The sequence below is a fragment of the Alteromonas sp. 38 genome, from assembly GCF_902506055.1.
Lineage (GTDB): Bacteria > Pseudomonadota > Gammaproteobacteria > Enterobacterales > Alteromonadaceae > Alteromonas > Alteromonas lipotrueae.
Map to the genome: position 1 here is coordinate 49477 of NZ_LR733300.1, position 25566 is coordinate 75042.

Annotated in this window: 16 protein-coding genes; 12 read left to right on the forward strand and 4 right to left on the reverse strand. The window is 44.2% G+C overall.

The genetic code is table 11. From position 1 onward, the window contains the following. Positions 1 to 22: 22 nt before the first annotated feature. Positions 23 to 2590 (reverse strand): TonB-dependent receptor, encoded by a 2568-nt coding sequence (locus FLAVO9R_RS00255; protein ID WP_232370549.1) that lies wholly within the window; start codon positions 2588 to 2590, stop codon positions 23 to 25. A gap of 690 nt (positions 2591 to 3280) precedes the next feature. Between FLAVO9R_RS00255 and FLAVO9R_RS00260 the strand changes: the two genes are divergently transcribed. The 3 genes from FLAVO9R_RS00260 (at position 3281) to FLAVO9R_RS00270 (ending at position 7302) form a co-directional block, all read left to right on the forward strand. Next, entirely contained in the window at positions 3281 to 3991 is a 711-nt protein-coding gene (locus tag FLAVO9R_RS00260; protein ID WP_159527918.1) for a lysoplasmalogenase family protein, read from the forward strand. Positions 3992 to 4079: 88 nt separating this feature from the next. Continuing rightward, positions 4080 to 5339: an MFS transporter gene (locus FLAVO9R_RS00265; RefSeq protein ID WP_159527919.1), complete on the forward strand. Its 1260-nt coding sequence runs from the start codon at positions 4080 to 4082 to the stop codon at positions 5337 to 5339. 76 nt (positions 5340 to 5415) lie between these two features. After that, complete coding sequence (locus FLAVO9R_RS00270) at positions 5416 to 7302, forward strand: beta-L-arabinofuranosidase domain-containing protein (protein WP_159527920.1); 1887 nt, start codon at positions 5416 to 5418, stop codon at positions 7300 to 7302. A gap of 41 nt (positions 7303 to 7343) precedes the next feature. Here FLAVO9R_RS00270 and FLAVO9R_RS00275 read toward each other — a convergent pair whose 3' ends face one another. Next, positions 7344 to 8990, reverse strand: coding sequence for an L-lactate permease (locus tag FLAVO9R_RS00275; protein WP_159527921.1), 1647 nt, complete (start codon positions 8988 to 8990; stop codon positions 7344 to 7346). Between the two features lie 346 nt (positions 8991 to 9336). On the opposite strand from FLAVO9R_RS00275, the gene FLAVO9R_RS20400 reads away from it, so the two are divergent. The 3 genes from FLAVO9R_RS20400 to FLAVO9R_RS00285 all read left to right on the forward strand — a co-directional run bounded on the left by FLAVO9R_RS20400 (position 9337) and on the right by FLAVO9R_RS00285 (position 14554). Beyond that, positions 9337 to 9555 (forward strand): hypothetical protein, encoded by a 219-nt coding sequence (locus FLAVO9R_RS20400; RefSeq protein WP_201510819.1) that lies wholly within the window; start codon positions 9337 to 9339, stop codon positions 9553 to 9555. Between the two features lie 101 nt (positions 9556 to 9656). After that, positions 9657 to 12242, forward strand: coding sequence for a hybrid sensor histidine kinase/response regulator (locus FLAVO9R_RS00280; protein WP_159527922.1), 2586 nt, complete (start codon positions 9657 to 9659; stop codon positions 12240 to 12242). Positions 12243 to 12460: 218 nt separating this feature from the next. Beyond that, entirely contained in the window at positions 12461 to 14554 is a 2094-nt protein-coding gene (locus FLAVO9R_RS00285) for a TonB-dependent siderophore receptor (protein WP_159527923.1), read from the forward strand. Positions 14555 to 14650: 96 nt separating this feature from the next. Here FLAVO9R_RS00285 and FLAVO9R_RS00290 read toward each other — a convergent pair whose 3' ends face one another. Then, on the reverse strand, positions 14651 to 15532 hold the full coding sequence (locus tag FLAVO9R_RS00290; RefSeq protein WP_159527924.1) for a LysR family transcriptional regulator: 882 nt from the start codon (positions 15530 to 15532) through the stop codon (positions 14651 to 14653). Positions 15533 to 15661: 129 nt separating this feature from the next. Here FLAVO9R_RS00290 and FLAVO9R_RS00295 point away from each other — a divergent pair, with 129 nt between their 5' ends. From FLAVO9R_RS00295 to FLAVO9R_RS00320, 6 genes are all read left to right on the forward strand, one after another. Continuing rightward, a complete protein-coding gene (locus FLAVO9R_RS00295; RefSeq protein WP_159527925.1) occupies positions 15662 to 17161 on the forward strand; it encodes a CoA-acylating methylmalonate-semialdehyde dehydrogenase in 1500 nt (499 codons plus the stop codon). A 33-nt stretch (positions 17162 to 17194) separates the two neighbouring features. Continuing rightward, complete coding sequence (gene mmsB, locus FLAVO9R_RS00300; RefSeq protein WP_159527926.1) at positions 17195 to 18076, forward strand: 3-hydroxyisobutyrate dehydrogenase; 882 nt, start codon at positions 17195 to 17197, stop codon at positions 18074 to 18076. Positions 18077 to 18350: 274 nt separating this feature from the next. Further along, on the forward strand, positions 18351 to 19415 hold the full coding sequence (locus tag FLAVO9R_RS00305; RefSeq protein WP_159527927.1) for an HlyD family secretion protein: 1065 nt from the start codon (positions 18351 to 18353) through the stop codon (positions 19413 to 19415). Next, positions 19412 to 22192 carry a ribosome-associated ATPase/putative transporter RbbA gene (gene rbbA, locus FLAVO9R_RS00310; RefSeq protein ID WP_159527928.1) on the forward strand — a complete coding sequence of 927 codons (2781 nt, stop codon included), beginning with the start codon at positions 19412 to 19414 and terminating at the stop codon, positions 22190 to 22192. The genes FLAVO9R_RS00305 and rbbA overlap by 4 nt, the downstream gene beginning before the upstream one ends. A 3-nt stretch (positions 22193 to 22195) precedes the next feature. Beyond that, positions 22196 to 23317, forward strand: a complete 1122-nt coding sequence (locus FLAVO9R_RS00315) for an ABC transporter permease (protein WP_159527929.1) — start codon at positions 22196 to 22198, stop codon at positions 23315 to 23317. A 125-nt stretch (positions 23318 to 23442) separates the two neighbouring features. Next, on the forward strand, positions 23443 to 23973 hold the full coding sequence (locus tag FLAVO9R_RS00320) for a hypothetical protein (protein ID WP_159534317.1): 531 nt from the start codon (positions 23443 to 23445) through the stop codon (positions 23971 to 23973). A gap of 195 nt (positions 23974 to 24168) precedes the next feature. Here FLAVO9R_RS00320 and FLAVO9R_RS00325 read toward each other — a convergent pair whose 3' ends face one another. Continuing rightward, positions 24169 to 25389, reverse strand: a complete 1221-nt coding sequence (locus FLAVO9R_RS00325) for an acyl-CoA dehydrogenase family protein (RefSeq protein ID WP_013786107.1) — start codon at positions 25387 to 25389, stop codon at positions 24169 to 24171. Positions 25390 to 25566 lie beyond the last annotated feature (177 nt).

The following is a 25566-nucleotide window of genomic DNA, read 5'->3' on the forward strand; positions in this document are numbered from 1 at the left end:
TTAGGTTTGGGATCCGTATGGGTTAGAACATATATTTAATATCAATGCCTAGCTCTCGCCCTCTTGTAATCTCGCCAGTAGGCGTATTAAAAACGCTCGCCGTTAATCCACCTACCCCCATTACGTACCGTTTGTTTAGTAAATTTTTACCCCATAAACCAATTTCCAGCGTGTCGCTTTCGTTATACCAAGATAAACGCGCATTTAAGTCTTTCGTGTCATAAAAGTATGCGTCGATAGCTTTTTTATACTCCTCGAGACCCGGTTGTTCGCTATTGATATTTTCAACAAACTGGTAGTCCACATGTAAGTTTGTGTTACCTACGCCAAAATCAGGCATCCAGTCAAATGTTAGGGTGTAATTTACCGCTGAATCTGTGGATGTGGTGGCTGCGTCGATAAATGTCCCTTCACCGTTGTAGAATGCTGGTGAATCTGTATCCATACTGCGTATTTCGCTAACTAACCCTAGAGTAATACTGGGGTTTAGGTGCCAGCGTAAATCCAGTTCCACGCCGGTAATCTGTCTATTATCATTTAATACTGTGGGAATAGCCTGTGTATATCCCGGAGGTTTAGTATCAACGGTAGTTTGGAAGTTATCTAACTCCATATAGTAGGCACTGACATTGGCGATAACTTGCTGCCATAAAATGCCTTTATAGCCAAACTCTATGTTTGAGGTTTCTTCTGGTTCAAACGCTTCAGGATTGGGCGTTAACGAGTCAAAACCACCGGATTTATATCCTGTAGAGTAGGACGCAAAGAACATATCGTTTTCGGTCAATTCATAACTGGTAACTAGGCGACCAGTCGTTTGAGACCATTCATCAGAGGCCGTTAGATCAGCCATTGGGAAAATAAGGTTGCTTACACCTGGGCGAACTTGGTTAAAACTGGTTTCGGGTATATACCAGGTAAAGTCCTTTTTATCAGTAGAGTAACGCGCACCTACAATTACATGCCACTTATCAGTAATTGAGTAATCTATGTCACCATAGATACCCCAGTTGGTGAAGTCACCTGTGTTGTACACCCGCTCTTCCCAAAAAATACCGGAAGCACTTGGGCCAAATATTTCTGAAATCCCCATTTGTTGCGAAACAATATCGTAGGTTAAATCACCCGTGGCATTAACAATATCACCGGTGAGGGGAACGTCGGGCATACCAATGGCTGTCATAATGTCACCCGCTACACCCATAGCATTCAGCGCGCCTGCCCATTCATCAGCATTCCATATATGATCCATGGGGAAGCCACTAGCGGTGTAGAAGGAGTCAACAGCGGCATCAAAAGTGACACCTGGACCAAATGCACCAGCAGCATGGGCATCAGTGTTGCCGCCAATCATGCCAGCAATTTGCTGGGCTACACCATCGCGAATGACGTTGTTTAATTCGCCGGTAATCATACGGCTGACAGAATTGGTCGTCGCATTTAGCTTGGTTGTTTGCCCCACATTTTCTTTAGAATATGAGAAGCCCGCTACTGCATTAATTTTGCTATTTATAAAATTAATCTGCATTTCGGTATAGAAAATATCAGAATCTTCAACATTTACCGTATCAAAATAGCGGGTAATATCGGCAGTGCCATCTTCTTCTTGTGCGTTGTTAGTTAACCACTCTCGGTAACTTGCAACATATTTCATGGAAAGCTGATTGTTAAATTCATGATTGAATTTAACAATAGTTGCAGTCATGTCGCGAGATTCACCGCCTGCTCTTACATCATTTTCGGTTTTGTTGCCAAACGGTGTGAGGCCACCGTTATAGGCGTATTCATTGAACCCAAAATTTATTTCGGCGCCTTGGTCTAATTTATCCCACTCATAGGCAATAAGGAAATTGGTGGTCGCGGAGATATCCCACAATACTGCCACTCGGGCAGCATCGTGGCCTTTTTCGCCAATGCCCCAATTTCTGTTATTTTCATTCCAACTAGCTTGATAGATGTTCTCCATAAAGCCATCTTGCCGGTTAGACAAGAAATTAGCGCGTACATAAACATTGTCGGTAATGGGGACGTTAATCATACCTTCATAGCGCTGTAATTTGTCGGTGCCAAACAACGCGCGTACAAAGCCTTCGAATTCGTCGTGGGGGGCGTTGGGTACCATATTCACTACCCCCATAGCCGCATTTCGGCCAAATAAAGTACCTTGTGGGCCTTTTAATACTTCAACCCTAGCCATATCAGAAAACAATACATTTTGGGCTGCTCTAGGCATGTAAGTATCATCATAAAAAGTAGCGGATGACGGGTCACCCCCAGCACTAATGCTTGGGCTACTAATACCACGCATACTAACCCCAGCTTGGGTAAAACCTTCATCACTAAAATCAAATCCAGGAATGAATTTATCAATATCAGCTAATAATGTAGAACCCGTTTCTTTGATTAAACCCGCTGACACAGTGCCAACCGTAACTGGCACCTTGAGAATATTTTGAACCCGCTTTTGGGCAGTAACATTGATCACTTCTATTTCTTTCTCAGTGGTTTCCGTGTCTTGGGCGCCTGCTGATAGTGAAGCTAGTACAAATGCTGAAACAATCGCATGAGCTACTTTTTTCTTCCTAAACATATTATTTCCCCTATAGTTCTTAATACTTTTCTCTAGCATTAAATATTTATTTTTTTATTCTTTTTTAATGCGACTATATTTTTATAAATTTAAATAAATTTCTTTTTTATTAATTAAACCTAGTCACCCTATTCAAGGTTCTGCCTAAAAATGAATGCTTTTCATTTTGCTCTCATTACACTCGTTGTTGTTGTCTGCATTAGGCGTTAAAGAGGCGTTATTACAAACGCTTCGACTACCTCTTGGCCTACTCAAATAATTTAAAAATTTAATAAATTCATGGTCTTAAATTTTTTCGGGTCGTGTCTGGACGCTGATGGTTAAAATATAAATTAATAACATCTCGTTTACATTGTCCCTAAAGCGACACTGTTTGACCGCAGAGACCAAAAAAACCGTGGATAATTTTACGTTTGGAAGGATTGCATCCATGTTGATTCTTTAAATTATTTTGTTAAACAGTGGTTTATGTTTTTCTTGGTGTTTTTTTTTCTGTCTTCTCAGCTTTTTATCGTATTTGCATTTCAAAATTTTGTTTTGTAATTTGATCGGCGATTTATAGATTAAATTGGTGAGAGATTAGTCTGGTGAATGGTTTTGTCAGGAAGTGATTTTTTCACTTTTTATATTTTTATGCTTTTAATTATTGCGCACTTTTGATGCTACGTATGTTTAGGCGGAGATGAAATTTTGAGTCAAATTCAAAAAATAATTCTAACAATATTTTTAGTCGATCTATGTGGGATATTATATTTACAGCATCCCCTAGAAATTAAGAACCCAATAATTGGCGTTGTACTTTTCACCGTAATAATGTCCTTGGTTCTTGCATCTTTGATGGTTAAAAAGAAATCAAAAGATCATCAAACGATTGGATACGCAATCCTCTTTATTGGTTTGGGAGATGTGTTTTTAGTCATTTCAGGCATATTTTTGCCTGACTATGATCATATTAGCAATCCACTGGGCATGCTTGCGTTTATGTGTGCCTACGCAACCCTTTCTTTGCTATTTGCCAAAAATTTCGCCCTACAGAAAAGCGATATGCTCAAGGCTATTCCTGTGTTGCTAGTTATACTGCCAGTTTTGTCCATTTTACTGCCTAATATTCAGGGGGTTATGTTTATATTGGCGATTGTGTTTTCTCTTGTTGTCAGTTTCATGGCTTGGAATGCCCTGTGTTGTTTGCACCGAGGCTATTACAACAACAAAGTGGCTACGCGGTTTGCCATTGCTGGTTTCCTTATGCTGCTGTCCGATATGGGGGTGGCATTTGTACTGTTTTATCCCGACCCCGCGATCAGCCAAAGTGCTTGGTTGCAAAATGAGATATGGATCACCTATGTGCCTGCTTGGGCGTTGATATTCGTTAACTTATTAGAAGAGAAGTTGGTTGCTTAGTTCTTAGCTAACTACCGTCAAACGTTAATTTAAGAATGTTCATCTGGCGTGAAACCATTAGTACATTAACTGTGTTTAGGAATACGCAATGGGATTAAAACTCAAAATTGGGCAAATGCAATTCTTGCAATTTGTGGCGTGGGGCTCTTGGCTTATTACTATTGGAGCCTATGCGTTTAACACGAAGGGATGGACTGCTTCAGAGTTCGGTGCTGTTTTTTCAACTATTGGAATAGCAGCGCTATTTATGCCTGCAACGATAGGGGCAATCGCCGACCGCTGGATTAACGCTGAAAGGTTATACAGTATGCTGCACATAGGTTGTGCGGTAACCATGCTATTTATTCCTATGGTCGATGATCCAGCCATACTCTTTTGGGTTATGTTGCTAAATATGTGCTTTTATATGCCCACGATATCATTGATATTCTCAATTTCGTATCGAACCATGGATGATGCGAGCATGGATATAATCAGAGAGTATCCACCGCTTCGAGTTTGGGGGACTGCGGGGTTTGCGGCTGGCATGTGGATAACCAGTTTATCTGGATTAGAAACCTCGGCATGGCAATTTTATATATCAGCGGGGGCTTCGCTAATTGTCGCAGGTATCGCTCTTACCATGCCAAAGTGTACGCCGCTAAATCAAAAATCGCGTACCACACTGGGTAATTTGTTGGGCTTTGATGCCTTTACGCTGTTCAAAGAGTACCGAATGGCAGTTTTTCTTATTTTCTCTATGTTATTGGGCGTGTGCATGCAGCTGAGCAATGCCTATGCTGGTGCCTATATTCACCATTTCAAATATATTGCTGAATACGCAAGTTCACCCTTATTAAAGTTTCCGGCCATTGTGGTATCGCTTGGGCAATTTTCAGAAATGCTCTTTATTTTGATAGTACCCTTTGCCCTCAAAAAGTGGGGCATTCGCACAGTGATGATAATCAGCATGGTCGCTTGGGTGTTTCGCTGGTTGATGCTTGCCTATGGAAACCCAGTAGATGGCCTATTTCTGCTAATTGGCTCAATGATTGTGTGGGGGATGGCATTCGACTTCTTCAATTTGTCAGGTTCTTTGTTTATTGAAAAAGAAACAGATCCCTCTATGCGCTCCAGTGCACAGGGCTTATTTCAAGTCGTAGTAATAGGTTTGGGGACTATCATTGGTAGTTTCGCAAGTGGCTACATTATCGACGCCTTTTTCACCGAAAACGGGGTAAAAGATTGGCAAGGCATCATGAACTGCTTTGCACTTTATAGTGCAATCGTTGCTGGGCTATTCGTCATTATGTTTCGGCGTGGCAAAAAGTCAGACGCCGCTACTTTCGCCAACAGATCTGCAACGTAAACAGAAGCTCGCAACGGTTTAACTATTTCAGAGTAAGGGGTGGAAGCCTTTCGCTTGAATACTATACGGAAGTAAAATGACATCAATAAAAGCATTAACCTTCAAACCCCTAGCGCTTACTGCCATTAAGCCTACCGGTTGGGTTCGCCGACAATTGGAGATTCAAGCTGAAGGATTGACTGGGCATTTAGACGAATTTTGGCCGGACGTGCGGGACAGCGCGTGGTTTGGAGGGGAAGCAGAAGGGTGGGAGAGAGCGCCATATTGGTTAGATGGAATAATGCCACTGGCTTATCTACTAGAAGACGATAAGTTAATTGCCAAAGTTCAAGGGTATTTGGACTACATCCTCTGTCATCAACATGAGGATGGTTGGCTTGGGCCCACGGATCCGAACGTTACAAACCCAGAATCCAAACAACAATACGATATATGGGCGCAATTTTTAGCCCTAAAGGTGTTAGTGCAATATTATGAAATAACCAGCGACGAGAGAGTAGAAGGTGCTGTTTACCGCTGCTTGCGAAAAGTAGATTGCTCAATTAACTGGACGCCTTTATTCGATTGGGGGCAAGCCCGTTGGTTTGAGGCTTTCATTAGTATTTTATGGCTTTATCAGCGTAAACCAGAAGCCTGGTTGCTCGCCTTAACCACCAAGTTAGAAGCACAAGGTTTTGGCTGGAAATCGTTTTTTTCACGCTGGCCAATGACCTCTGCAACGACAAAAGGTGGTTGGAATTTTATGAGCCACATCGTCAACAACGCGATGGCAGTCAAGGCATATGGGTTGCTGAGCAGAGTAACCAAGTCGCCGGACGAAAAATTAGCCGTAGATAATATGATTGCGCTACTCGATGAACACCATGGAACGGCTGTAGGGACTTTTACCGGCGATGAATGCTTGGCGGGAAAAGAGCCTACCCGTGGAACTGAGTTATGTGCAATCGTAGAATATATGTATTCACTGGAGCATTTGGTTCAAATATTTGGTGATGTTAAGTATTCAGATAGGTTGGAAAAAATTGCCTATAATGCACTCCCGGCGGCCTTTACTCGCGATATGTGGGCTCACCAATACGATCAGCAAACTAATCAAATAGCGTGTGCTATTGATGAAAACATGCCTTGGTCTACCAACGATCCTGATGCCAATATCTACGGATTAGCCCCTCATTTTGGTTGCTGTACTTCAAACTATCATCAAGGCTGGCCAAAACTACTTGCTAGCCAATGGATGACAAGCACCGATGGTGGTGTAGTGGCAACCATTTATGCGCCGTCCAAGTTAACAACCCAAATCCAAGGCGTGGAAACCACGCTTGAGCTTATTACCGATTACCCCTTTAATAATCATTTAACCTTTATTATAGGGTCTGAAAAAGCCAACTCATTTCCACTTTATATTCGTATTCCGCAATGGTGCCCTCGAGTGACTATTTCACTTGATGGCGACAGCATAGAGTCTACCGAAAGTGGAAGTTACTTTAGGCTTAAAAGAACTTGGCATAGACAGGTCGCAATAACCGTTGTACTAGAAATGCCAGTGTCTCGACAAAAGCGGCTTTATAATGCTATCAGCTTGGAGCGCGGTCCTTTAGTTTTTTCGTTACCTATAGACTATGAACAAAAACAAGTGAACCAAGATAAACCACTTCGGGAGTACCCCCATTGTGACTACGAGTTTAGGGCGAAATCTGCTTGGAATTTTGCATTGAAGTACGACGGAGAAATATCGTTATTTGAGAGCGCGGTTGATACTGAAATCCCTTTCAGCAATGAGCACTTTCCGGTCACACTAACGATAGATGCGAAACAGTTACCTCAATGGCAAATGTTGGGTTGTATTGCGGCGCCAGTACCTCATAGTCCGGTAGCCTCGAAAAGCGAACCACAAAATCTAGTTTTAGTGCCCTTTGGTTGTACTCATCTTAGAATAACTGAGTTTCCTTACTATTTCGCATAACAGTGAGGAAAAGCTCGCTCGCGAAAAGGGTTCACTAAAGTCTATGTCGCGAAAAGGTTGACCAACAAAACGCCTAAACAACCAGCGATAAACGAAAATACGACCATGACCACCACTGTACTTTTTAAAATGTCGCCGTCGCGGTTTTGCAAACCAAGAATAGCGGTTACTGCCACTATGTTATTGATGCACACCATGTTGCCCATGGCGGCGCCTACACTTTGTAGTGCCAGTATGGTGGTTAAGGGTAATGACAGTTGCTCTGCAATGGTGGTTTGAATACCAGCGAAGGTTAAATTAGAGATAGTGGCCGACCCTGAAAAGAATGAACCTAATGCCCCTAATAGCGGCGCGAAGAAGGTCCAGTTTTCGCCGGTAATTTGTGCCAAGTGATGACCGATTTGTGCTACTGCCGCGCTGTTTTGACCAGAACTGTCGCCTAGCATCATCATATTCACAAAGATAAGTGCACCTAGCATGGCGAAAAAAGGCGTGCGCATGCGGGCAAGAGTTTGTTGGCCTGCTGTTTTTAACGTATTTGGTTCTGCTTGTTGGCGAAATAGCCACAAGGTTACGCTGCCGGTTACCGCAAAAGGAATGATAGATGGAATATACAAAACGCTATGTTTCCAGGTTACCGCGGTATTTAAGATGTCGGTTAAGCTGGCCACTAAGCTTGTGCTTATGTGGAAAGTGCCTAAAAAACCTAGGCTAATGTGTAAGGCGGGTTCGGTGGCTTGTAAAAGCGCTTTTAACCCTAGTTCCGGCAGGCGAGTTAAGACTAAAAGCAACACGGTGCCCCATAGCGGGAACGCGGCTTTTATTAGTGTTTTTAGTGGTACTGTTTTCGCTGGGGCTTGTTCGGTGGATACTGTTCGATTAGCTGTTGGTCGATTTACTGCCTCAATTCCTATTTTATATTTCGCTAGCAGCAGGGTAATGATTAAGCCAATTAGCCCGCCCAGCAACGAAGGGAATTCCACACCAAAATAGCTTAGCCCCAAATAGGGCAGGGTGCATGCGCAGGTGGAAAGTAGAATAAAAAGCAGGTTCTTTTTAATGTCGGCGGCATCGCTTACTACTAATCGCAATGCCAATATCACAATAACAGGTGCGGCTATGGTGTTAATAAGGGCTGCTTGCTGTGCTATTTCCCGCACGCTTTCTTGGGGAAGCTGCAACAGCGATAACCCAAACCATACAGGTGTGCCCATGGCTCCAAAAGTAACGGGAATGGTATTTAGCACTAAACAGAACAGTGCCACTCGTAAGGCGGGAAAACCAAGGCTGTAAAGTATGGGGGCGGCAATAGCGGCCGGTGTTCCAAAACCACTGGCGCCTTCAATTAGAAACATAAACGCCCAGCCTACAATCATTAGCTGGGCTACGGGGTTTTCGCTTACGCCGTCTAGCGATTTACGTAAAATAGCTAAAGCGCCGGTAATTTCCATGCATTTAAAAAGGAATATCGCGCCGGCGATAATAGAAAGCGGGGTAAGTGCCAGTAATGCGCCACTTATTACATTGGCATTCACTAACCTCGCGTCTTGTTTGAATATCAACAGCACCACAATATAAGCTACCAAAGCGCTTAAAGGTAGGGCTTTGCTAGATGGCATAGGGTTCTTTTTTACCATTAAGGTAATTAGCAAAATAAGAGGTAGGTAAGAGAACGCTAAATTCATCATAGTGACAAGGTTTCGCTTAATGTAAGCATCTCTATACTCTGCTAGTTGCTTGTTAACGAGTCAAATTATTAGTGTATATGAGTTACAGTGCAACTTTACCTCAAGCAGGCTCTATGTTGCTGGAGTGGCGCACAGGTTAAACGGGCGGGGACTTTGATTAGCCCAAGCGCTACAACATAGATGCACGCCGCAACCCCATGTCATGTGGATTTAGTATCTTTAAGCCGTTGTTTGTAAAAGGGCAGGAATTTAGTTATAACCTTGAAGATATTGAAAAGTACTACAATAATTATGTTGAGCCGCTGGAGTACTGGAACACAGTGCTACCAGATAAAATTTAAAAGATGTGGTCACTGAGTTTAACAAGCAAGTACAAAGGATACTTGATTTTTGCGGGCTACTTTTTGAAGCGCGTTGCTTAGATATCTACAACACCAAACGCTCAGTAAGAACCGCAAGAGCTGAGCAAGTTCGTCAGCCTATTTATCAAAGCGGAATGCAGCAATGGAAGTATTTTGAGTCTGATTTAGGGCCGTTAAGTGCTTTAGTCTCAACGTTAAAATAGCCCTGAATAGCCAACGCTAGCTTATTCGCGGTAAGGTACGACTTAGGTGTTATACTTTCGTATAATTATGTAGCCGTTGCAGTAACCCGAAAGGATGCATTGTGGTCAATAAAGTTTCTAAATCAGCACTCTTCATTTCTATATTCTGCGTATTATTTATTGGCATCTTGGCAGTATTAGCCAATATTTTGTGGATTGAAACAAAGCGTTTTAGTAACGACGCTATCGACCAACAATTCGATGTACTGCATCAAAATTTTCAGAGCCAAATCAACCACGTTATATTGGATGCGCGTTCCATTGCTATTCAAGAAAGCAAAAGTACCTTAATTACCGATGCGCTAGTTGAACAGAATGCTAAGGGCTACCTTACTGCACATTGGTCAGCGCTTTTCGATGCGTACCCAAGTTTACAGCAAATTCGCTATATTGCGCTTGATGGTAATGAACAACTACGTGCTGAAAAACCATCCGGAAGCCTTATCTGGCGAGACACCCAAGACCTGCAAAACAAAGCCGATCGGTATTATTTTATTGAAGCTGTTGAGTCATCAAAAGACTATTACATATCGCCCTTAGATTTAAATAAAGAGCGGGGGGTAATAGAACTCCCTTATCGGCCTACTATTAGAAGTGTTGCTAAATATCGCGTTGATGGCGAGGTTTTAGGTTTAATCGTACTGAACTTTGATTTACGTGATGTATTCTCTCGCTTAAAAGAGCTGCAAACCGAGAGTGCGCATTGGTTAATTAATCCAGATGGATTCTTTTTAGCTTCTCCGAATAACGCCGCGTGGGGTTGGCTGCTCGACAGGCCCAAGAACCAAGTAAGTATGCAATTTCCTGGCTTTGAAAAACGCTTTAATGGCGGCGAAGATGACATGCCAGATAGGAGTTTTACCAGTCGATTTAAACACGGCATTATTCCTATTGGTAAAAGGAATACTGACAACACAGATATTGAAGATGCTTACTACTGGTTAGTTATGGAAAGGCCAACTGAGGCAATAGCGTATTTGGAGCGAACCAAGCATTTTATTGCTTTGGGCTTTGCGGTGGCGGCTTTGTTTTTATTAGGCCTGGCGTACCTATTAATACGACTGCTTAATCAATTGAACTTGGAAAAAGAGCTTGCCATAAAGGCAAAAAATAAGGCTACTAATGCCGAAAAATCTAAAGCCATTTTTCTCGCCAGAATGTCACATGAAATTAGAACGCCTATGAACGGTGTGTACGGCCTACTGCAAATTACGTTGGGTGAGCGTAACTACAAAAAAATCAACGATAATATAGAGCAAGCTATCACTAGCTTTTCTTTATTAAGCCGAATTATTGATGACGTGCTCGATTTTTCGAAAATTGAAGCCGGTAAGCTCGATATGGTTGAAGCCCCATTCCGGTTGGATAGTTTACTTAATCAAGTGGGTAAGATGATGGGGCGTGCCGCTTACGGTAAACATATCGAGCTGTGGATTGATGTTGATCCTAAATGTCCTAAACATGTTGTGGGCGATGCCGTTAGGCTCAATCAAATTATCAGCAACTTAATTAGTAACGCCATTAAGTTTACCTCTCGTGGGGAAGTGAATTTAAGCGTTGAGCTACTAAACGAAAACGAAGATACCATTCAGCTAGGCTTTGAGGTTCAAGATACGGGTATTGGCATGACTGAAAAGCAAGCCAACCAAGTATTTGGGGCGTTTACTCAGGCTAGCCGCGACACCAACTCTAAGTTCGGTGGTACAGGCCTAGGGCTAAGCATTGCCAAGCAGTTAGTGGAAATGATGCACGGTAAGATTGGTGTAGTAAGCCAGCAGGGTAAAGGCAGTAAATTCCATTTTAATGTGTTGCTTAAAAAAGCATCGGTAGAGCAAGAAGACAGCTTAAGTGAGCAAGATGTTATGTCTTATCAGGCCATAGTGCTTACGCAAAATGTAAATGTAGAAACCGGCATTCAGCGCCAATGTTCTGTACTTGGGTGGCCGTCCTATGTGGCAAAAAGTGTTGAAGACTTAACTACTCATAAAGCGTCGAATAGCCTACCTAGGGTCATTATCATTGATGAAGCAATCTTAACTGTTATCAGTAAAGAAGCACTGGCAAGTTGGCAACAAGAACAAAAAGAAATTACCCATTTGGTTGTGGTCTCGCACAACAGAGAGAGTCTTGATAAAAATAGCTTGGTGCTATACGACGGCCTTTTATATAAGCCATTCACACCATCTACATTGTACGATACGGTTATTTCGTGCAACCAATCTATCGATGAATTAGCTGAAAAGCCCGAGGTTGAAGATAACAAAAAACTCTTGGCTAAAACCTTAATCTTGGTAGTGGAAGACAACCCAATTAATCAACAAGTTGCTGGCGCTATGCTCAAAAGCGCGGGTGCCGTTGTTAAATTTGCCGAGAATGGGCAAGAGTGTTTAGATCTTCTTCTGAGTGGGTTCAAACCTCACTTAATATTAATGGATATGCAAATGCCTATTATGGGTGGTGTAGAAGCAGCTGAGCACATTCGCGCAAATTCTACCTGGGATAATATCCCTATTTTAGCCATGACAGCTAACGCCATGGAAGCCGACAGAAAGCGTTGTATCGATGCAGGTATGCAAGGTCATATTGTTAAACCTGTGGTGAAACAGGATCTTATTACCCAAGTAAAATCGAGACTTCCCGATAGTTAGTATTTTTTCTTTTCAGTGATGGCTGAAGGCGCTAAATTCTTTGGCCAACCAACTTGCCCTATTTATATTCTGAAGAAAGCAAAAATCAGATCAATTTTTATTAACAGGTAATTATTAGCATTATTGTAAATGCTAATAATTATCATTTGTGATCCTTCTCTACTTCCGTATAATCCTCTGCGACTAAAAACTAAACCAAAATCACTGTAGAGAACACAATGAAACTGACCACACTCTTTGCGCTTACCCCTGTAGCGCTCGCTTTCTCAATTAACGCTCAAGAAACTCAAACAGATACTGCAATTGTAGAAGAGTCGCAGGTTGAGAAAATTCACATTGTTGGTGTACGTCAAAACCGCGTAAGTCGCGGTGCGACTGGCTTAACAATGGAGCTAAGCGAAACACCTCAGTCAATTAGCCTTATCTCTGAAGCGCTAATGCAGTCGTTTGGTGCCTACAATGTTAACGATGCACTTAAACTTGCACCGGGTATTAACGTAGAAGAGTGGGAAACTAACCGTACAAACTACACAGCCCGTGGTTTTGAAATTAAAAACACGCAAATTGATGGCGTAGGATTACCTAACGACTGGGGAATTGTCACCGGTGCGCTTGAAGCCTACGGTTATGAAAAAATTGAAGTTATTCGTGGTGCCAATGGCCTGCTAACCGGTGTAGGTAATTCATCGGGTACATTAAACTATGTACGTAAACGCCCCACCAATGAAGAAGGCGGTGAAGTGACAGTGAGTGCAGGGTCGTTTGATTTTAAACGCTTGCAGGCGGATTACTCTACTTTGCTAACCGAAGATGGCCGTTGGGCTGCACGTTTTGTAGGTGCTATAGAAGATAAAGAATCTTACTTAGATGGCTTAGAGAACGATCGCACCTTTTTATATGGCGTAGTAGATGGGCAACTTACCGATAACGCCACCATTACGTTGGGCTACTCTTACCAAGATGCCAACACCGATGGAAACAATTGGGGTGGGTTAGTATTTAATTACACAGACGGTACACAAGCTGAGTGGGATGTGAGTGATACCACAGCGCAAGAATGGGCAATGTGGGACACAGAAAACACCAATGCCTTCGTTGAATTCGACTATATTTTCGATAACGACTGGCAAGTGAAAGTAAGCTACAACTATCGCGGCTACGAAGAACAAGATAAGTTGTTTTATGCTTACGGTACTATCGATAAAGACACGGGCTTAGGTTTAGTAGGCTGGCCCGGTCGTTATGATTCAGACATAGATTCAAACTTAGTAGAAGCGCGTACCTTTGGTACTTTCGAGCTCTTCGGCCGTCAACATGAAGTGAACGTTGGTGTAAGTCATGCCTCTAGTTCCGACACCATGTATCAATACGGTTTCGACTATGCTAATACGCCTGCCTATGGCGCAACGCCAGCGTTCCCATATGCATTTGATGCCATTGCCGAACCAGACTGGTTTGACGCGGTGCTGTATTCTGATATTGAACAAGATCTTACCCGCTATTTTGGCTCTACCAAAATAAGCGTCACCAATGAATTGTTTGTTATTGCGGGCTTCAACGCAATTGATTTTGAGCGCAGTGGTAACAATGCGGGCACCACTATCGACAATAATGAAAGTGAAGCCAGCCCTTACATAGGTGCTACTTATGCGGTAACTGAAAACATCAATACTTATGTAAGTTATTCAGATGTATACCAACCGCAAGAGCAATACGACTTATCGGGGCAATTTGTTGCGCCAACCAAGGGCAAAAACTTTGAAGCCGGTGTGAAAGCGCAGTGGTTAGACGACGCACTATTAACGACCTTCGCATACTTCACCGCAGACCAAGAAAATCTTGCTGCTTTTGCGGGTATTAACCCAGAAAACCAGCAGTACTACTATGAAGGTGTTACGGTAGAGTCTGAAGGGTTTGAGGTGGAAGTTGTTGGTCAAATTACTGATGCATTGCGTGTTCAAGCATCGTATACCGCAATTGATGTGGAAGATGAAGCGGGCAATGATGCGAACCTATGGGCTCCACGTGATGTAGTGACTTTCCAGTTAGGTTATGAACTACCTGCAGTACCAGCGTTAACAGTTGGCTTAGGCGGAAGATGGCAATCTGAAATCAGCAACACCGATTATAACGTAGAGCAAGGCAGCTACTTTTTAGCAAATGCCTATGCAACCTACGCGGTAACTAACGACCTTACCTTGCGTGCAAACATCAACAATATTTTTGACGAAAAATACATTACCAGCCTACACACCATAGGCTTTTATGGTGCACCAGTGAATGGTTCTGTGAGCCTAACTTACGCATTCTAAAATGTAATAGAAAGAACACTAAAAAGCGCCTTCGGGCGCTTTTTTTATGTGGGTGTAACTTAGCGAGAGCAATAACATGGCAAACTTGTGACTACATCAAAAGATGTCAGCGTATTTTTGCACGGTGTCGTTCAACCAATCTAAAAATACATTCACTCTGGCTAAGTGCCTTACATCGCGATGAGTTGCTAGCCAAAAGGTGCGGGTAATGTTTATTTTATCTTGCAGTATCGGTTGTAGTTCATGGGCATTCTTGGCAATAAAATGAGGCAGAATACCTACACCTGCTTTGTTTCGTAGCATTTGAAATTGCGCATTAATACTGGTGCTTTTAAGGGCGTGAAGCGGTGAAAGCAGCGATTCTTCAATGAAATTAAGCTGTGGCGCATAAATTAAATCGGGCACGTAACTTACTAGGTTAAAAGGGCTTAGTTGCTCGATAGACGTTGGAGCACCATGCGCTGCTACTAGGTCTTCATGCATGTATAAATTTAAGCGGTAGTCGGTAAGCCTTTTAGTGTACAGCAAGCCTTTCGTGGGCTTTTCAAGCAAAATGGCAATATCGGCTTCCCGTTTATTGATATTTAAAAAGCCGCTGTTTGCCACTAACTCCACGCAAATAGCGGGGTAGCGCTGCTTAAACTCTGCCAATGCTGGAGCTAACACCCAAGAACCAAACCCTTCAGAAGCACTAACCCTTACCGTGCCGGAAAGCTCTTGGCGCTCATCGGTTAAGTCATTTTTTGCTTCTAAAATGTGCCTCTCTGCATGTTCTATGTAATTGACTAAGCGCTTACCGTGATCGGTAAGTAAATAGCCTTTATTGCTTAGCTCGAACAAATTGCAATTAAGGGCAGTCTCCAGCCTTTTTACACGCCTAATGAGCGTGGTGGCATCAAGGTGTAAGTTTCTGGCAGCAATGCTAATTTTTCCATTTCTAGCAAGGCCAAGAAACAGTCTTAAGTCATCCCAGTTCACATGATTACCTTTTTAATTTGCTGCAAAAATGCAGCACTGTGCTGTAACTATATTGACTTGCGGTTTTTAACGCAAGGTTTCAAAATTGTAAATAATATGTTTTTTATTTTTAAGTTGTCGAGGTAGGTCATGAGAACCGTAACGCATTTTATTGAAGGCAAAGATTACACTGCTGAAGGCGAGCGTCACGCCGATGTGTTCGCCCCTAACACAGGAAAGGTTCAAGCGCACGTTACGCTGGCTACCGTGGAAACGGTAAATCATGCTGTTGAAGTAGCCCAAAAAGCCCAGCGTGAATGGGCAGCCACAAACCCTCAGCGCCGTGCACGGGTTATGTTTGAATTTAAACGCCTTGTTGAGCAAGACAAAGACAGGCTTGCCCAGTTGCTTTCGAGCGAACACGGTAAAGTGCTATCCGACGCCCAAGGTGACATTCAACGGGGGCTAGAGGTTATTGAGTTTGCTTGCGGCATTCCTCATGCACAAAAAGGAGAATACACCGATAGCGCAGGGCCGGGTATTGATGTGTATTCCATGCGCCAGCCTTTAGGCGTAGTGGCGGGGATCACGCCGTTTAACTTTCCAGCCATGATACCTATGTGGATGTTCGGGGTGGCCATTGCCTGTGGAAATGCCTTTATATTAAAACCTTCAGAGCGCGACCCATCGGTGCCTGTTGAGCTAGCCAAACTCATGTTGCAAGCAGGGTTACCTAAAGGTGTATTGAACGTAGTGCATGGTGACAAAGTGGCGGTAGATGCCTTGCTTGATCACCAAGACGTAAAGGCAGCCAGCTTTGTGGGTTCATCTGACATTGCCAATTATGTTTATGAGCGTGGTGCACGAGCCGGCAAACGTATTCAAGCCATGGGCGGCGCTAAGAACCACGGCATAGTGATGCCAGACGCTGATTTAGATCAGGTGGTGGCTGATTTAGTGGGCGCTGCGTATGGGTCTGCGGGCGAGCGATGCATGGCATTGCCTGTGGTAGTGCCCGTAGGTGAGGGCACCGCAGAAAAGCTTATCGACAAGCTTATCCCTGCCATTAAAGCCATAAAAGTAAGTCACTCTGAAGATGAGTCGGCCCACTACGGCCCTGTGGTAACCTCTGCCCATAAATCACGGGTTGAGGAATACATTGAACTAGCCATTTCAGAAGGCGCTAACCTTATTTACGATGGTCGCACGTCGCAAATACCTCAGCAAACTAACGGCTATTTTATTGGACCCACATTGTTCGACAATGTAACTGCCGATATGCGTTCTTATCAGGAAGAAATCTTCGGGCCTGTGCTTCAAATTGTTCGCGCCACCGACTTTAACCACGCAGTATCGCTAGCAAGCGATCACCAATACGGCAATGGTGTGGCTATTTACACCCGAAACGGCCATGCCGCCAGAGAGTTTGCGCAACGTGTGAATGTGGGTATGGTAGGCATTAATGTGCCCATTCCAGTACCTGTGGCTTACCACACCTTCGGTGGCTGGAAGCGTTCAGCCTTTGGCGATACGAACCAGCACGGTATGGAAGGGGTAAAATTTTGGACCAAAGTGAAAACCGTTACCCAGCGATGGCCAGATGGTTCAGATACCAACGACAATGCGTTTGTTATTCCTACTATGGAATAAGCCGTTACCAACCACATTAAAGGGGAATGAATAATGACTAAAAATATAGCGTTTATTGGCCTGGGTAATATGGGCTCGGGCATGGCTAAAAACCTAGTAAAAAACGGGTTTAGCGTTTTGGCGTTTGATTTAAGTAGTGATGCTATGGCCATGGCAAAAGAGAACGGATGCGAATTAGCCGAGTCAGCCAAGCAAGCAGTAGAGCGCTGTGATGCTGTGGTAACCATGTTACCTGCTGGCAAACACGTTAAGGGCATATACGAAGAAACCGTGCTACCAAATGCAAGGCCGGGCACCTTGCTATTAGATTGTTCAACCATTGATGTGGAAACTGCCAAGGAAGTGGGCGGCATGGCAAAAGTGCAGGGCTTGCTTATGGTAGACGCGCCAGTATCTGGCGGCACCAAGGCTGCAGGCGACGGCACCCTTACCTTTATGGTGGGGGGGGAAGACGCTGCGTTCCAACAGGCAGAAAAAGTACTTTCAGCCATGGGTAAGAAATTTATTCATGCGGGAGAATGTGGGGCAGGGCAGTCTGCTAAAATTTGCAATAATATGCTGCTAGGTGCCAGCATGATTGCTACCTGTGAAGCGTTTCAGCTGGCAGAAAAGCTAGATTTAGACCCGCAGGTATTTTTCGATATTGCCTCGAATGCATCAGGGCAAACATGGTCGATGACCAGTTACTGCCCCGTAAAAGGGGTGGGTCCCGTTAGCCCCGCCGATAATGATTTTGCGGGTGGTTTTGCCGCAGCGCTTATGCTGAAAGATTTAACCTTGGCAATGCAGGGCGCTGCTGCTGTTGGGGCGAATGTCCCTATGGGGGAAAAAGCATCGCAGTTATATCGTGAGTATTGTGAAAAAGCCCAGGAAAATGGTGCGCTTGATTTTTCTTCAATCATCAACACACTGTAACAACCGGCCCAATACCTAAAAACATCTCCACGAATAATGCAAAATAGGTGAAAGGTGATTTTCATCTATTTTGCCAATCTTTTTTACGTAGCCTTATTCTTCTTTCTTCTTCCATTCATGAAAATAAATATCTAACGTGACTGTTTGTTGATGTAGAACAAAGATGTAGTTAGCCAAAAACGTACAATAATTCATCATGGATGTTTGTGCGTTTCCCCGTACAGCAGCGCTTCCCTCATTCTTGCAACGAATTTATTCACAAAGGATACACGCCGTGAAAACAGTAAAAAAGACGCCTTTTGTTTTAGTTTTTCTGTTGATTGTATTAGTCGTGCTTGGCTTTCGAGCTTTCTTCGGTAGCACCGAACCAGAGGGCGTGGCCTCAAGTAATGGTCGTATTGAAGCCATCGAAATTGGCATTTCTGCGAAAGTGGCTGGTCGAGTCGAAGAAATTTTTGTGGATGAAGGCGAGCAAGTAGAAGCGGGAATGTTGGTTGCTAAACTAGATACCACGACTATTCGCGGCCAACTTCGCCAAGCTAATGCCCAGCGAGTTCAGGCGCAAAGTGCAGTTGCCGCAGCAGATATGGCTATTGCGCAACGTGAAAGCGAAAAAGTTGCGCTGCAGGCGGCGCTAATACAAACAGAAGCAGAGTTAAAAGCCGCACAAGCCCATGCCCGTCGAACCAACGAATTATCAAAAACCGGCGCAGTGTCTAAGCAATTGGCTGAAGATAACCTTACTACCGTAGAAAGTGCCAAGGCTGCGGTTAATGCTGCATCGGCCAGATTAGCGGCAGCAGATGCGACCATTGAAGCTTCAAAGTCTCAGTATTTGTCCGCTAAAGCTGCGGTTACGGCGAGCGATGCCACCATCGCGCAAATAGAATCTGAAATCGACGATATGCTATTAAAAGCACCACGCAACGGGCGTATTCAATATCGGGTTGTTCAGCCAGGCGAAGTGGTTGCTGCCGGAGGAAGAGTGCTTAGTCTAGTCGATTTGACCAACGTTTATATGACCTTTTATTTGCCTGCAACGCAAGTTGGCCGATTGTCCATTGGTTCAGATGCGCGAATTGTTTTAGATGCTGCACCTGACGTATCAATTCCCGCCAATATTTCTTATGTAGCAGATGTTGCACAATTTACGCCTCGTTCGGTAGAAACCGAAAGTGAAAGAGAAAAATTGATGTTTAGGGTAAAAGCACAAATCCCTAAAGATCTGCTGCAAAAGTATATCGAGAAAGTGAAAACAGGGTTGCCTGGCGTGGTATGGGTAAAGCTAGATGACAGTGCTGCATGGCCTAGTGATATGCCTGAGTTGGTTGCGCTATGAGTGACGTCATTACCTGTGAAGGTCTGACGGTTCATTACAAATCAACTACCGCAATCGCAGATATATCACTTCGAATTCCTCGGGGTGCCACCGTGGGTTTCATTGGTCCTGATGGCGTCGGAAAGTCTACCTTGTTATCGCTTATTGCTGGTGAGCGAGTATTGCAGCAAGGTAAGCTAAATGTGCTTAACGGTGATATTAGCGAACGCTCTCATCGTGAAGCTATCTGCGCTGACATTGCGTACATGCCTCAGGGGTTGGGGAAGAATTTGTACCCCACGTTGTCGGTGGAAGAAAACTTACAATTTTTTGCTAAGCTATTTGGCCATGGGCGTGCCGAGCGCCGTAAACGCATCGATAACCTCACTAAGCGTACGGGGTTATATCCTTTCCTGTCTCGTCCTGCGGGCAAGCTATCTGGTGGGATGAAACAGAAGTTGGGTTTGTGCTGCGCCCTTATTCATGATCCTAAACTGTTAATTTTAGACGAGCCTACTACCGGCGTAGACCCCCTAGCTCGTAGTCAGTTTTGGCGACTAATTGCCGATATTCGCAAAGGTGGCTCTTATAAAGAGCAGTCCGACTTAACCGTTCTGGTTGCCACGGCTTACATGGATGAAGCGCAACAATTTGAGCATTTAATTGCCATGAACGATGGAAAGGTGCTGGCTACAGGGACGCCAGACGAACTATTGGCGAAAACAAACGCCACTAACCTAGAATCGGCCTTTATTGCTTTGTTGCCTGAAAAGATAAGGCGTTCACATTTACCGGTGGTGATTACCCCTATTGATGATAATGCGAATGCTCCTATTGCAATAGAAGCCAAGCGCCTCACCATGAAATTTGGTGATTTTACCGCAGTAGATAACGTGAGCTTTTCTATCAAAAAAGGGGAGATATTCGGTTTTCTGGGATCGAACGGCTGCGGTAAATCTACCACCATGAAAATGCTGACGGGCCTTCTACCACAAACCTCTGGTGAAGCATGGATGTTGGGCAGTGTGCTCGATCCTAATGATATCGCCACGCGCTATCGCGTGGGTTATATGTCACAAGGGTTTTCTCTCTATAACGAGCTTTCGGTAGAACAAAATTTAGTGTTACATGCACGCTTATTTATGGTGCCAGACGCGCAGCGTGAGCAGCGTGTAGCAGAGATGCTAGCACGCTTTTCATTGAGCCAGCACAAAGACGCCCTACCTGCATCTCTGCCGTTGGGGCTACGGCAACGATTGTCGCTGGCGGTCGCGATGGTACATAAACCTGAAGTGCTCATACTGGATGAGCCCACATCTGGGGTCGACCCCGTGGCCAGAGACAACTTTTGGCGCTTGCTTATCACCTTAGCCAGAGCAGACGGCGTCACTATTTTTATTTCCACGCACTTTATGAATGAAGCGGCTAGGTGCGATCGTATTTCACTTATGCATGCGGGAAAAGTGTTGGTCACTGATTCCCCCGCTACCATTATTGCGCATAAAAAGGCGACAACGTTAGAAGATGCTTTTATTGCTTACTTAGAAGCTGCTCAGGCTAATAAAGATACAAAACGCACAGCGAATGGTGAAACTTCCGAAGAAGAGACTAAGCAGGAGATTCAGTCAAAACCAGCGCATGCCCCAATGGCTGCAAAGCAAGCAATCCGCTATAAAATGTCGCTTCAGCGTCTTTTGAGTTACGCCACTCGAGAAACGCTGGAACTAATCCGCGACCCTATTCGCCTGACCATGGCGTTTTTAGGCTCAATGGTGCTGATGGTGGTTATTGGTTACGGCATAACCATGGATGTAGAAGACTTACAGTATGCGGTGTTCGACCGTGACAAGTCGGCGATTAGCGAGCAATACACTAATAGCCTCGCTGGTTCGCGGTATTTCTTAACTCAACCCGACATTACCAGTTACGAAGATATGGACCGGCGAATGAAAAGTGGTGAGTTGTCGCTCGCGATTGAAATTCCGCCCGACTTTGGACAAAAGTTACATAAAGGTGAAGACGTAGAAATTGGCGCTTGGATAGATGGTTCGATGCCTTCACGGGCGGAAACGATTGAAGGGTATGTGGAAGGAATTCACGTTACCTGGTTGCTAGAACAAGCCGCTCAAACCAGTACCACTGCGTCTACATCACTTATCAGTGTGCAGTCTCGCTATTTATATAACCCCGATATTAAAAGTTTGGTGGCTATTGTTCCTGCCGTTATTCCTATGTTGCTGTTAATGATTCCAGCGTTACTTACTTCATTGGCGGTAGTGAGAGAAAAGGAGCTAGGCTCAATTATTAATTTGTACGTTACCCCAGTGACAAAACTCGAATTTTTACTGGGTAAGCAGCTGCCTTATATAGCGACTTCATTTGCCAGCTTTGTCTTGTTAGTGCTCATGGCGGTGTACTTTTTTAATGTACCGCTTAAAGGCGATGTCTTCGCGTTTTCCATTATCGCTTTACTGTTTGTGACATTTTCTACCAGCTTTGGCTTATTGGCGTCTGTATTTACCAATAGCCAAATTGCCGCAATTTTGCTGACTACCATAGGTACTATGGTACCAGCAGTGCAATTTGCCGGTATGATCACGCCCGTTTCCGCTTTAGAAGGAGCCGGGAAGATAATTGGTGAGATACATCCTGTAAGCTATTTCTTGTTGGCTAGTAGGGGAATATTTAGCAAAGGATTGGGTTTCGGCACATTAGATTTTGCGGTTTATGTCATTGCTATTGGTATTCCAATTACGTTGTGGTTGTCAGTCGTACTACTTAAGAAACAGGAACGCTAAGTCATGAAGCTGAAGAATGTATTGCATCTTAGCGTAAAAGAACTGTGGAGCTTGTGGCGCGACCCTGTAATGTTGGTGCTCATATTTTATGTTTTCACCTTAAACATTTACACAGCGGCTACCGCTGTGCCTGAGTCGCTGCATAATGCGCCTATCGCGTTTGTGGATCACGACCGTTCGCAGCTTTCTCATCGGGTAATAGACGGCTTTGTGCCACCGTATTTTTTAACCCCAGAGATTATTACCGAGCAAGAGGTTAACCCCAGTTTAGACACGGGAAAATACACCTTTGTGGTGACGATACCACCGTCTTTTGAAAAAGACGTAATGAAAGGCTTAGTGCCTGATGTGCAAGTTAACGTAGATGCCACGCGCATTAGCCAAGCCTTTACGGGTAATGGTTATATTACAGAAATTATTGGTGAGGAGGTGTCTGCTTTTGTTGCTGGCTACAAATACGAAACCCGTTATCCTGTGGGTTTAGTGATGCGCGCAAGGTTTAACCCTGCACTGGAAAGTTTTTGGTTTGGCTCGGTTATGGAGCTAATTAATGCGGTGACCATGATTGCCATTATTTTATCGGGCGCGGCGCTCATTCGAGAAAAAGAGCGGGGTACAGTAGAGCACTTATTGGCAATGCCGGTATCAAGCAGTGAAATTATGTTATCGAAAATTGCTGCCACCTTGCTGGTGGTATGGCTTGCTACACTTATGTCTGTGTATTTAGTGATTCAATACGTGCTGGGTATTCCCATTAATGGCGACGTGTGGTTATTTATGCTGGCGGTGGCCATTCACCTGTTTGCGGTGAGTAGTTTAGGCATATTCATGGCAACCATTGCCCGCTCTATGCCTCAGTTTGGGCTTTTGCTTATTCTAGTATTATTACCGCTTCAGTTGCTGTCTGGTGGTGTAACACCAAGAGAAAGTATGCCTGAAATGATTCAGTACATTATGTTGCTTGCGCCAAACACGCACTTTGTTATGGCGTCGCAAGGGGTGCTATACCGAGGGGCGGGACTGAGTGTGGTGTACCCCCAACTTATCGCCTTAACGCTCATTGGGGGCGTACTGTATTATATTGCCCTACGCAGATTCAAAAGCACCGTGGGTAGCATGGCCTAAAAAAGAAGGTATTGCCAAGAAAGGCGCGAGCCCAAGCGGTAGTAGAAGGCACAGTAATCATTGTTTTTGCCTATAAATTGCACATATGCTAAGTTAAGTTTAACGCATCAATAAAGGAATACATGATGAAGGCATACACCATTCCCGCTGTATCTAGCGCCCCCGTGAAGTACCTAACAGGTTTGTTCACAGTCGTTACCTTACTGTTTAGTAGTGCAGTGTTTGCGCAGCATGATAAAACTCGACAGTATGAGCAGTTTGAAGTGCTTGGACAAAAAACAAAGCCGCAATTACAGCGTGAATTCGATAAAGCTAAATTTGATTTCTTGGATATGTATCACGAAATAAATGAAGTGGCGAAGTTTGACGTGCTCTGTTCTTACCATCGGCCTATAGGCAGTAAAATTGCCAGAAAAACCTGTGAGCCCCGGTATGTTAAAACTGCGCGAGCAATGTATATTCAAGCCATGTCTACTGGCACAGGGATTGATTTAAATAGGTTACCTAGCGATGACATGATTCGATTTTTAACCAAGCAAACCCGCGAAGAAAGCTATGAGCACGTGGCGGCGTTAGTCATGACGAACCCTGAGTTAAACAAAAGTTTTGCCAAACTTGAGTTCATTCATAGTCGTTTGAATGAAGACAGCGAGTAGCGTAAATAGCATTCTTTTGAACACCTAATACTGAAGAGTGAATAAGAAAAAGAGGCCTACTTAGAAAAGTAGGCCTCTTTTTTGTTTAATGCTCAAGGTTATTTATAAACGCTCAAGGCTTTCTGTTCGCTCAGGGCTGTCTACCCGCTCAGGGCTTTCTGTTCGCTCAAGGCTGTCTATTAGCTCAAGGCTGTTCTATTGATACTTTCTAAGTTCTATGCGCGATACCATGCCTTTATGCACTTCATCAGGGCCATCGGCTAATCGTAGTGCACGAGCGCCTGCGGCAAAGCGTGCTAATGGGAAGTCGCTACACATGCCAGCACCACCATGAATTTGCAGTGCCATGTCTACGACCGATTGCAGCATGTTTGGCACCACCACTTTAATGGCAGATATTTCTGTCATGGCGTGCTTCACCCCAAGGTTATCTATCTTCCATGCCGCATGAAGGGTTAATAGCCTTGCTTGCTCTATGGCCATTCGAGCTTCAGCAACTCGCTCTAAATTACCGCCTAAGCGGATAATAGGCTTACCAAACGCGACACGTTCGTGCCCACGCTTAAGGGCAAGTTCAAGTGATTTTTCAGCCATGCCGATAGCGCGCATACAATGGTGAATACGGCCAGGCCCTAAGCGCCCTTGAGCTATAGCAAAGCCTTTGCCTAAACCCATTACCAGGTTTTCTTTGCTTACCCGTACATTATCAAAATGCATTTCACCATGACCGTAAGGAGCATCGTAATCGCCGTAGGCATCGAGCATACGGGTTATAGTAATTCCCGGTGTATCAAGTGGCACAATCACCATACTATGGCGGCTGTGCTTGTCGTTTTCAGGGTTAGATAAACCCATGAATATAGTGAAAGCAGCGTTGGGATGCCCCAAACCGGTAGACCACCACTTTTTGCCGTTGATCACTACATCATCGCCATCTTCAATAATAGTTGCTGCCATGTTGGTGGCGTCAGAGGAGGCAACATCAGGCTCTGTCATGCCAAACACGGAACGTATTTCACCTGCTAGCAATGGGGTAAGCCACTTGGCTTTTTGGGCATCGTTACCAAAGTGATAAAGCACTTCCATGTTTCCCGTATCTGGCGCGTTACAGTTGAATATTTCAGGGGCGAAAAGAAATCTGCCCATACGCTCAGCCATAGGCGCATATTCTAGCGTGGTTAGTCCTTTACCAAGCTCAGCATCGGGCAAAAATAAATTAGCCAATCCTGCCTCGCGGGCTTTTTGTTTTAGTGCCTCGGTGCCAGGGTGTAGCTTCCACTTTTTCCAATCACCGTGGTGGTTCTCTTTATGATGAAAATCATAAACTTCATTTTCAATGGGCTCGATATGTTCAGCAATAAATGCATCAAGTTTTTCGAGTAGGGCGTTTGTTTTATCGTTATGCGAAAAATCCATGACTATCCTCGGGTGCTTAACAAATGGCTAGTAGCTTAAAAGCAGTGGGTAATAAATTTGATAGCTATAGCGTAGTTTAGTTACTAGAATGAATGAAATGAAATCTAGTCCGATAGTATTGTGAATGCTATTCACTGCGTTGTGATGTTGAGAGCCGGTTTCAATAGGTGGCTTTAG

Coding starts and splice junctions, on each gene's coding strand:
- FLAVO9R_RS00255 (WP_232370549.1), bottom strand. CDS start 2,590: ATGTTTAGGAAGAAAAAAGTAGCTCATGCGATTGTTTCAGCATTTGTA.
- FLAVO9R_RS00265 (WP_159527919.1), top strand. CDS start 4,080: ATGGGATTAAAACTCAAAATTGGGCAAATGCAATTCTTGCAATTTGTG.
- FLAVO9R_RS00270 (WP_159527920.1), top strand. CDS start 5,416: ATGACATCAATAAAAGCATTAACCTTCAAACCCCTAGCGCTTACTGCC.
- FLAVO9R_RS00275 (WP_159527921.1), bottom strand. CDS start 8,990: ATGATGAATTTAGCGTTCTCTTACCTACCTCTTATTTTGCTAATTACC.
- FLAVO9R_RS00285 (WP_159527923.1), top strand. CDS start 12,461: ATGAAACTGACCACACTCTTTGCGCTTACCCCTGTAGCGCTCGCTTTC.
- FLAVO9R_RS00295 (WP_159527925.1), top strand. CDS start 15,662: ATGAGAACCGTAACGCATTTTATTGAAGGCAAAGATTACACTGCTGAA.
- mmsB (WP_159527926.1), top strand. CDS start 17,195: ATGACTAAAAATATAGCGTTTATTGGCCTGGGTAATATGGGCTCGGGC.
- rbbA (WP_159527928.1), top strand. CDS start 19,412: ATGAGTGACGTCATTACCTGTGAAGGTCTGACGGTTCATTACAAATCA.
- FLAVO9R_RS00315 (WP_159527929.1), top strand. CDS start 22,196: ATGAAGCTGAAGAATGTATTGCATCTTAGCGTAAAAGAACTGTGGAGC.
- FLAVO9R_RS00320 (WP_159534317.1), top strand. CDS start 23,443: ATGAAGGCATACACCATTCCCGCTGTATCTAGCGCCCCCGTGAAGTAC.
- FLAVO9R_RS00325 (WP_013786107.1), bottom strand. CDS start 25,389: ATGGATTTTTCGCATAACGATAAAACAAACGCCCTACTCGAAAAACTT.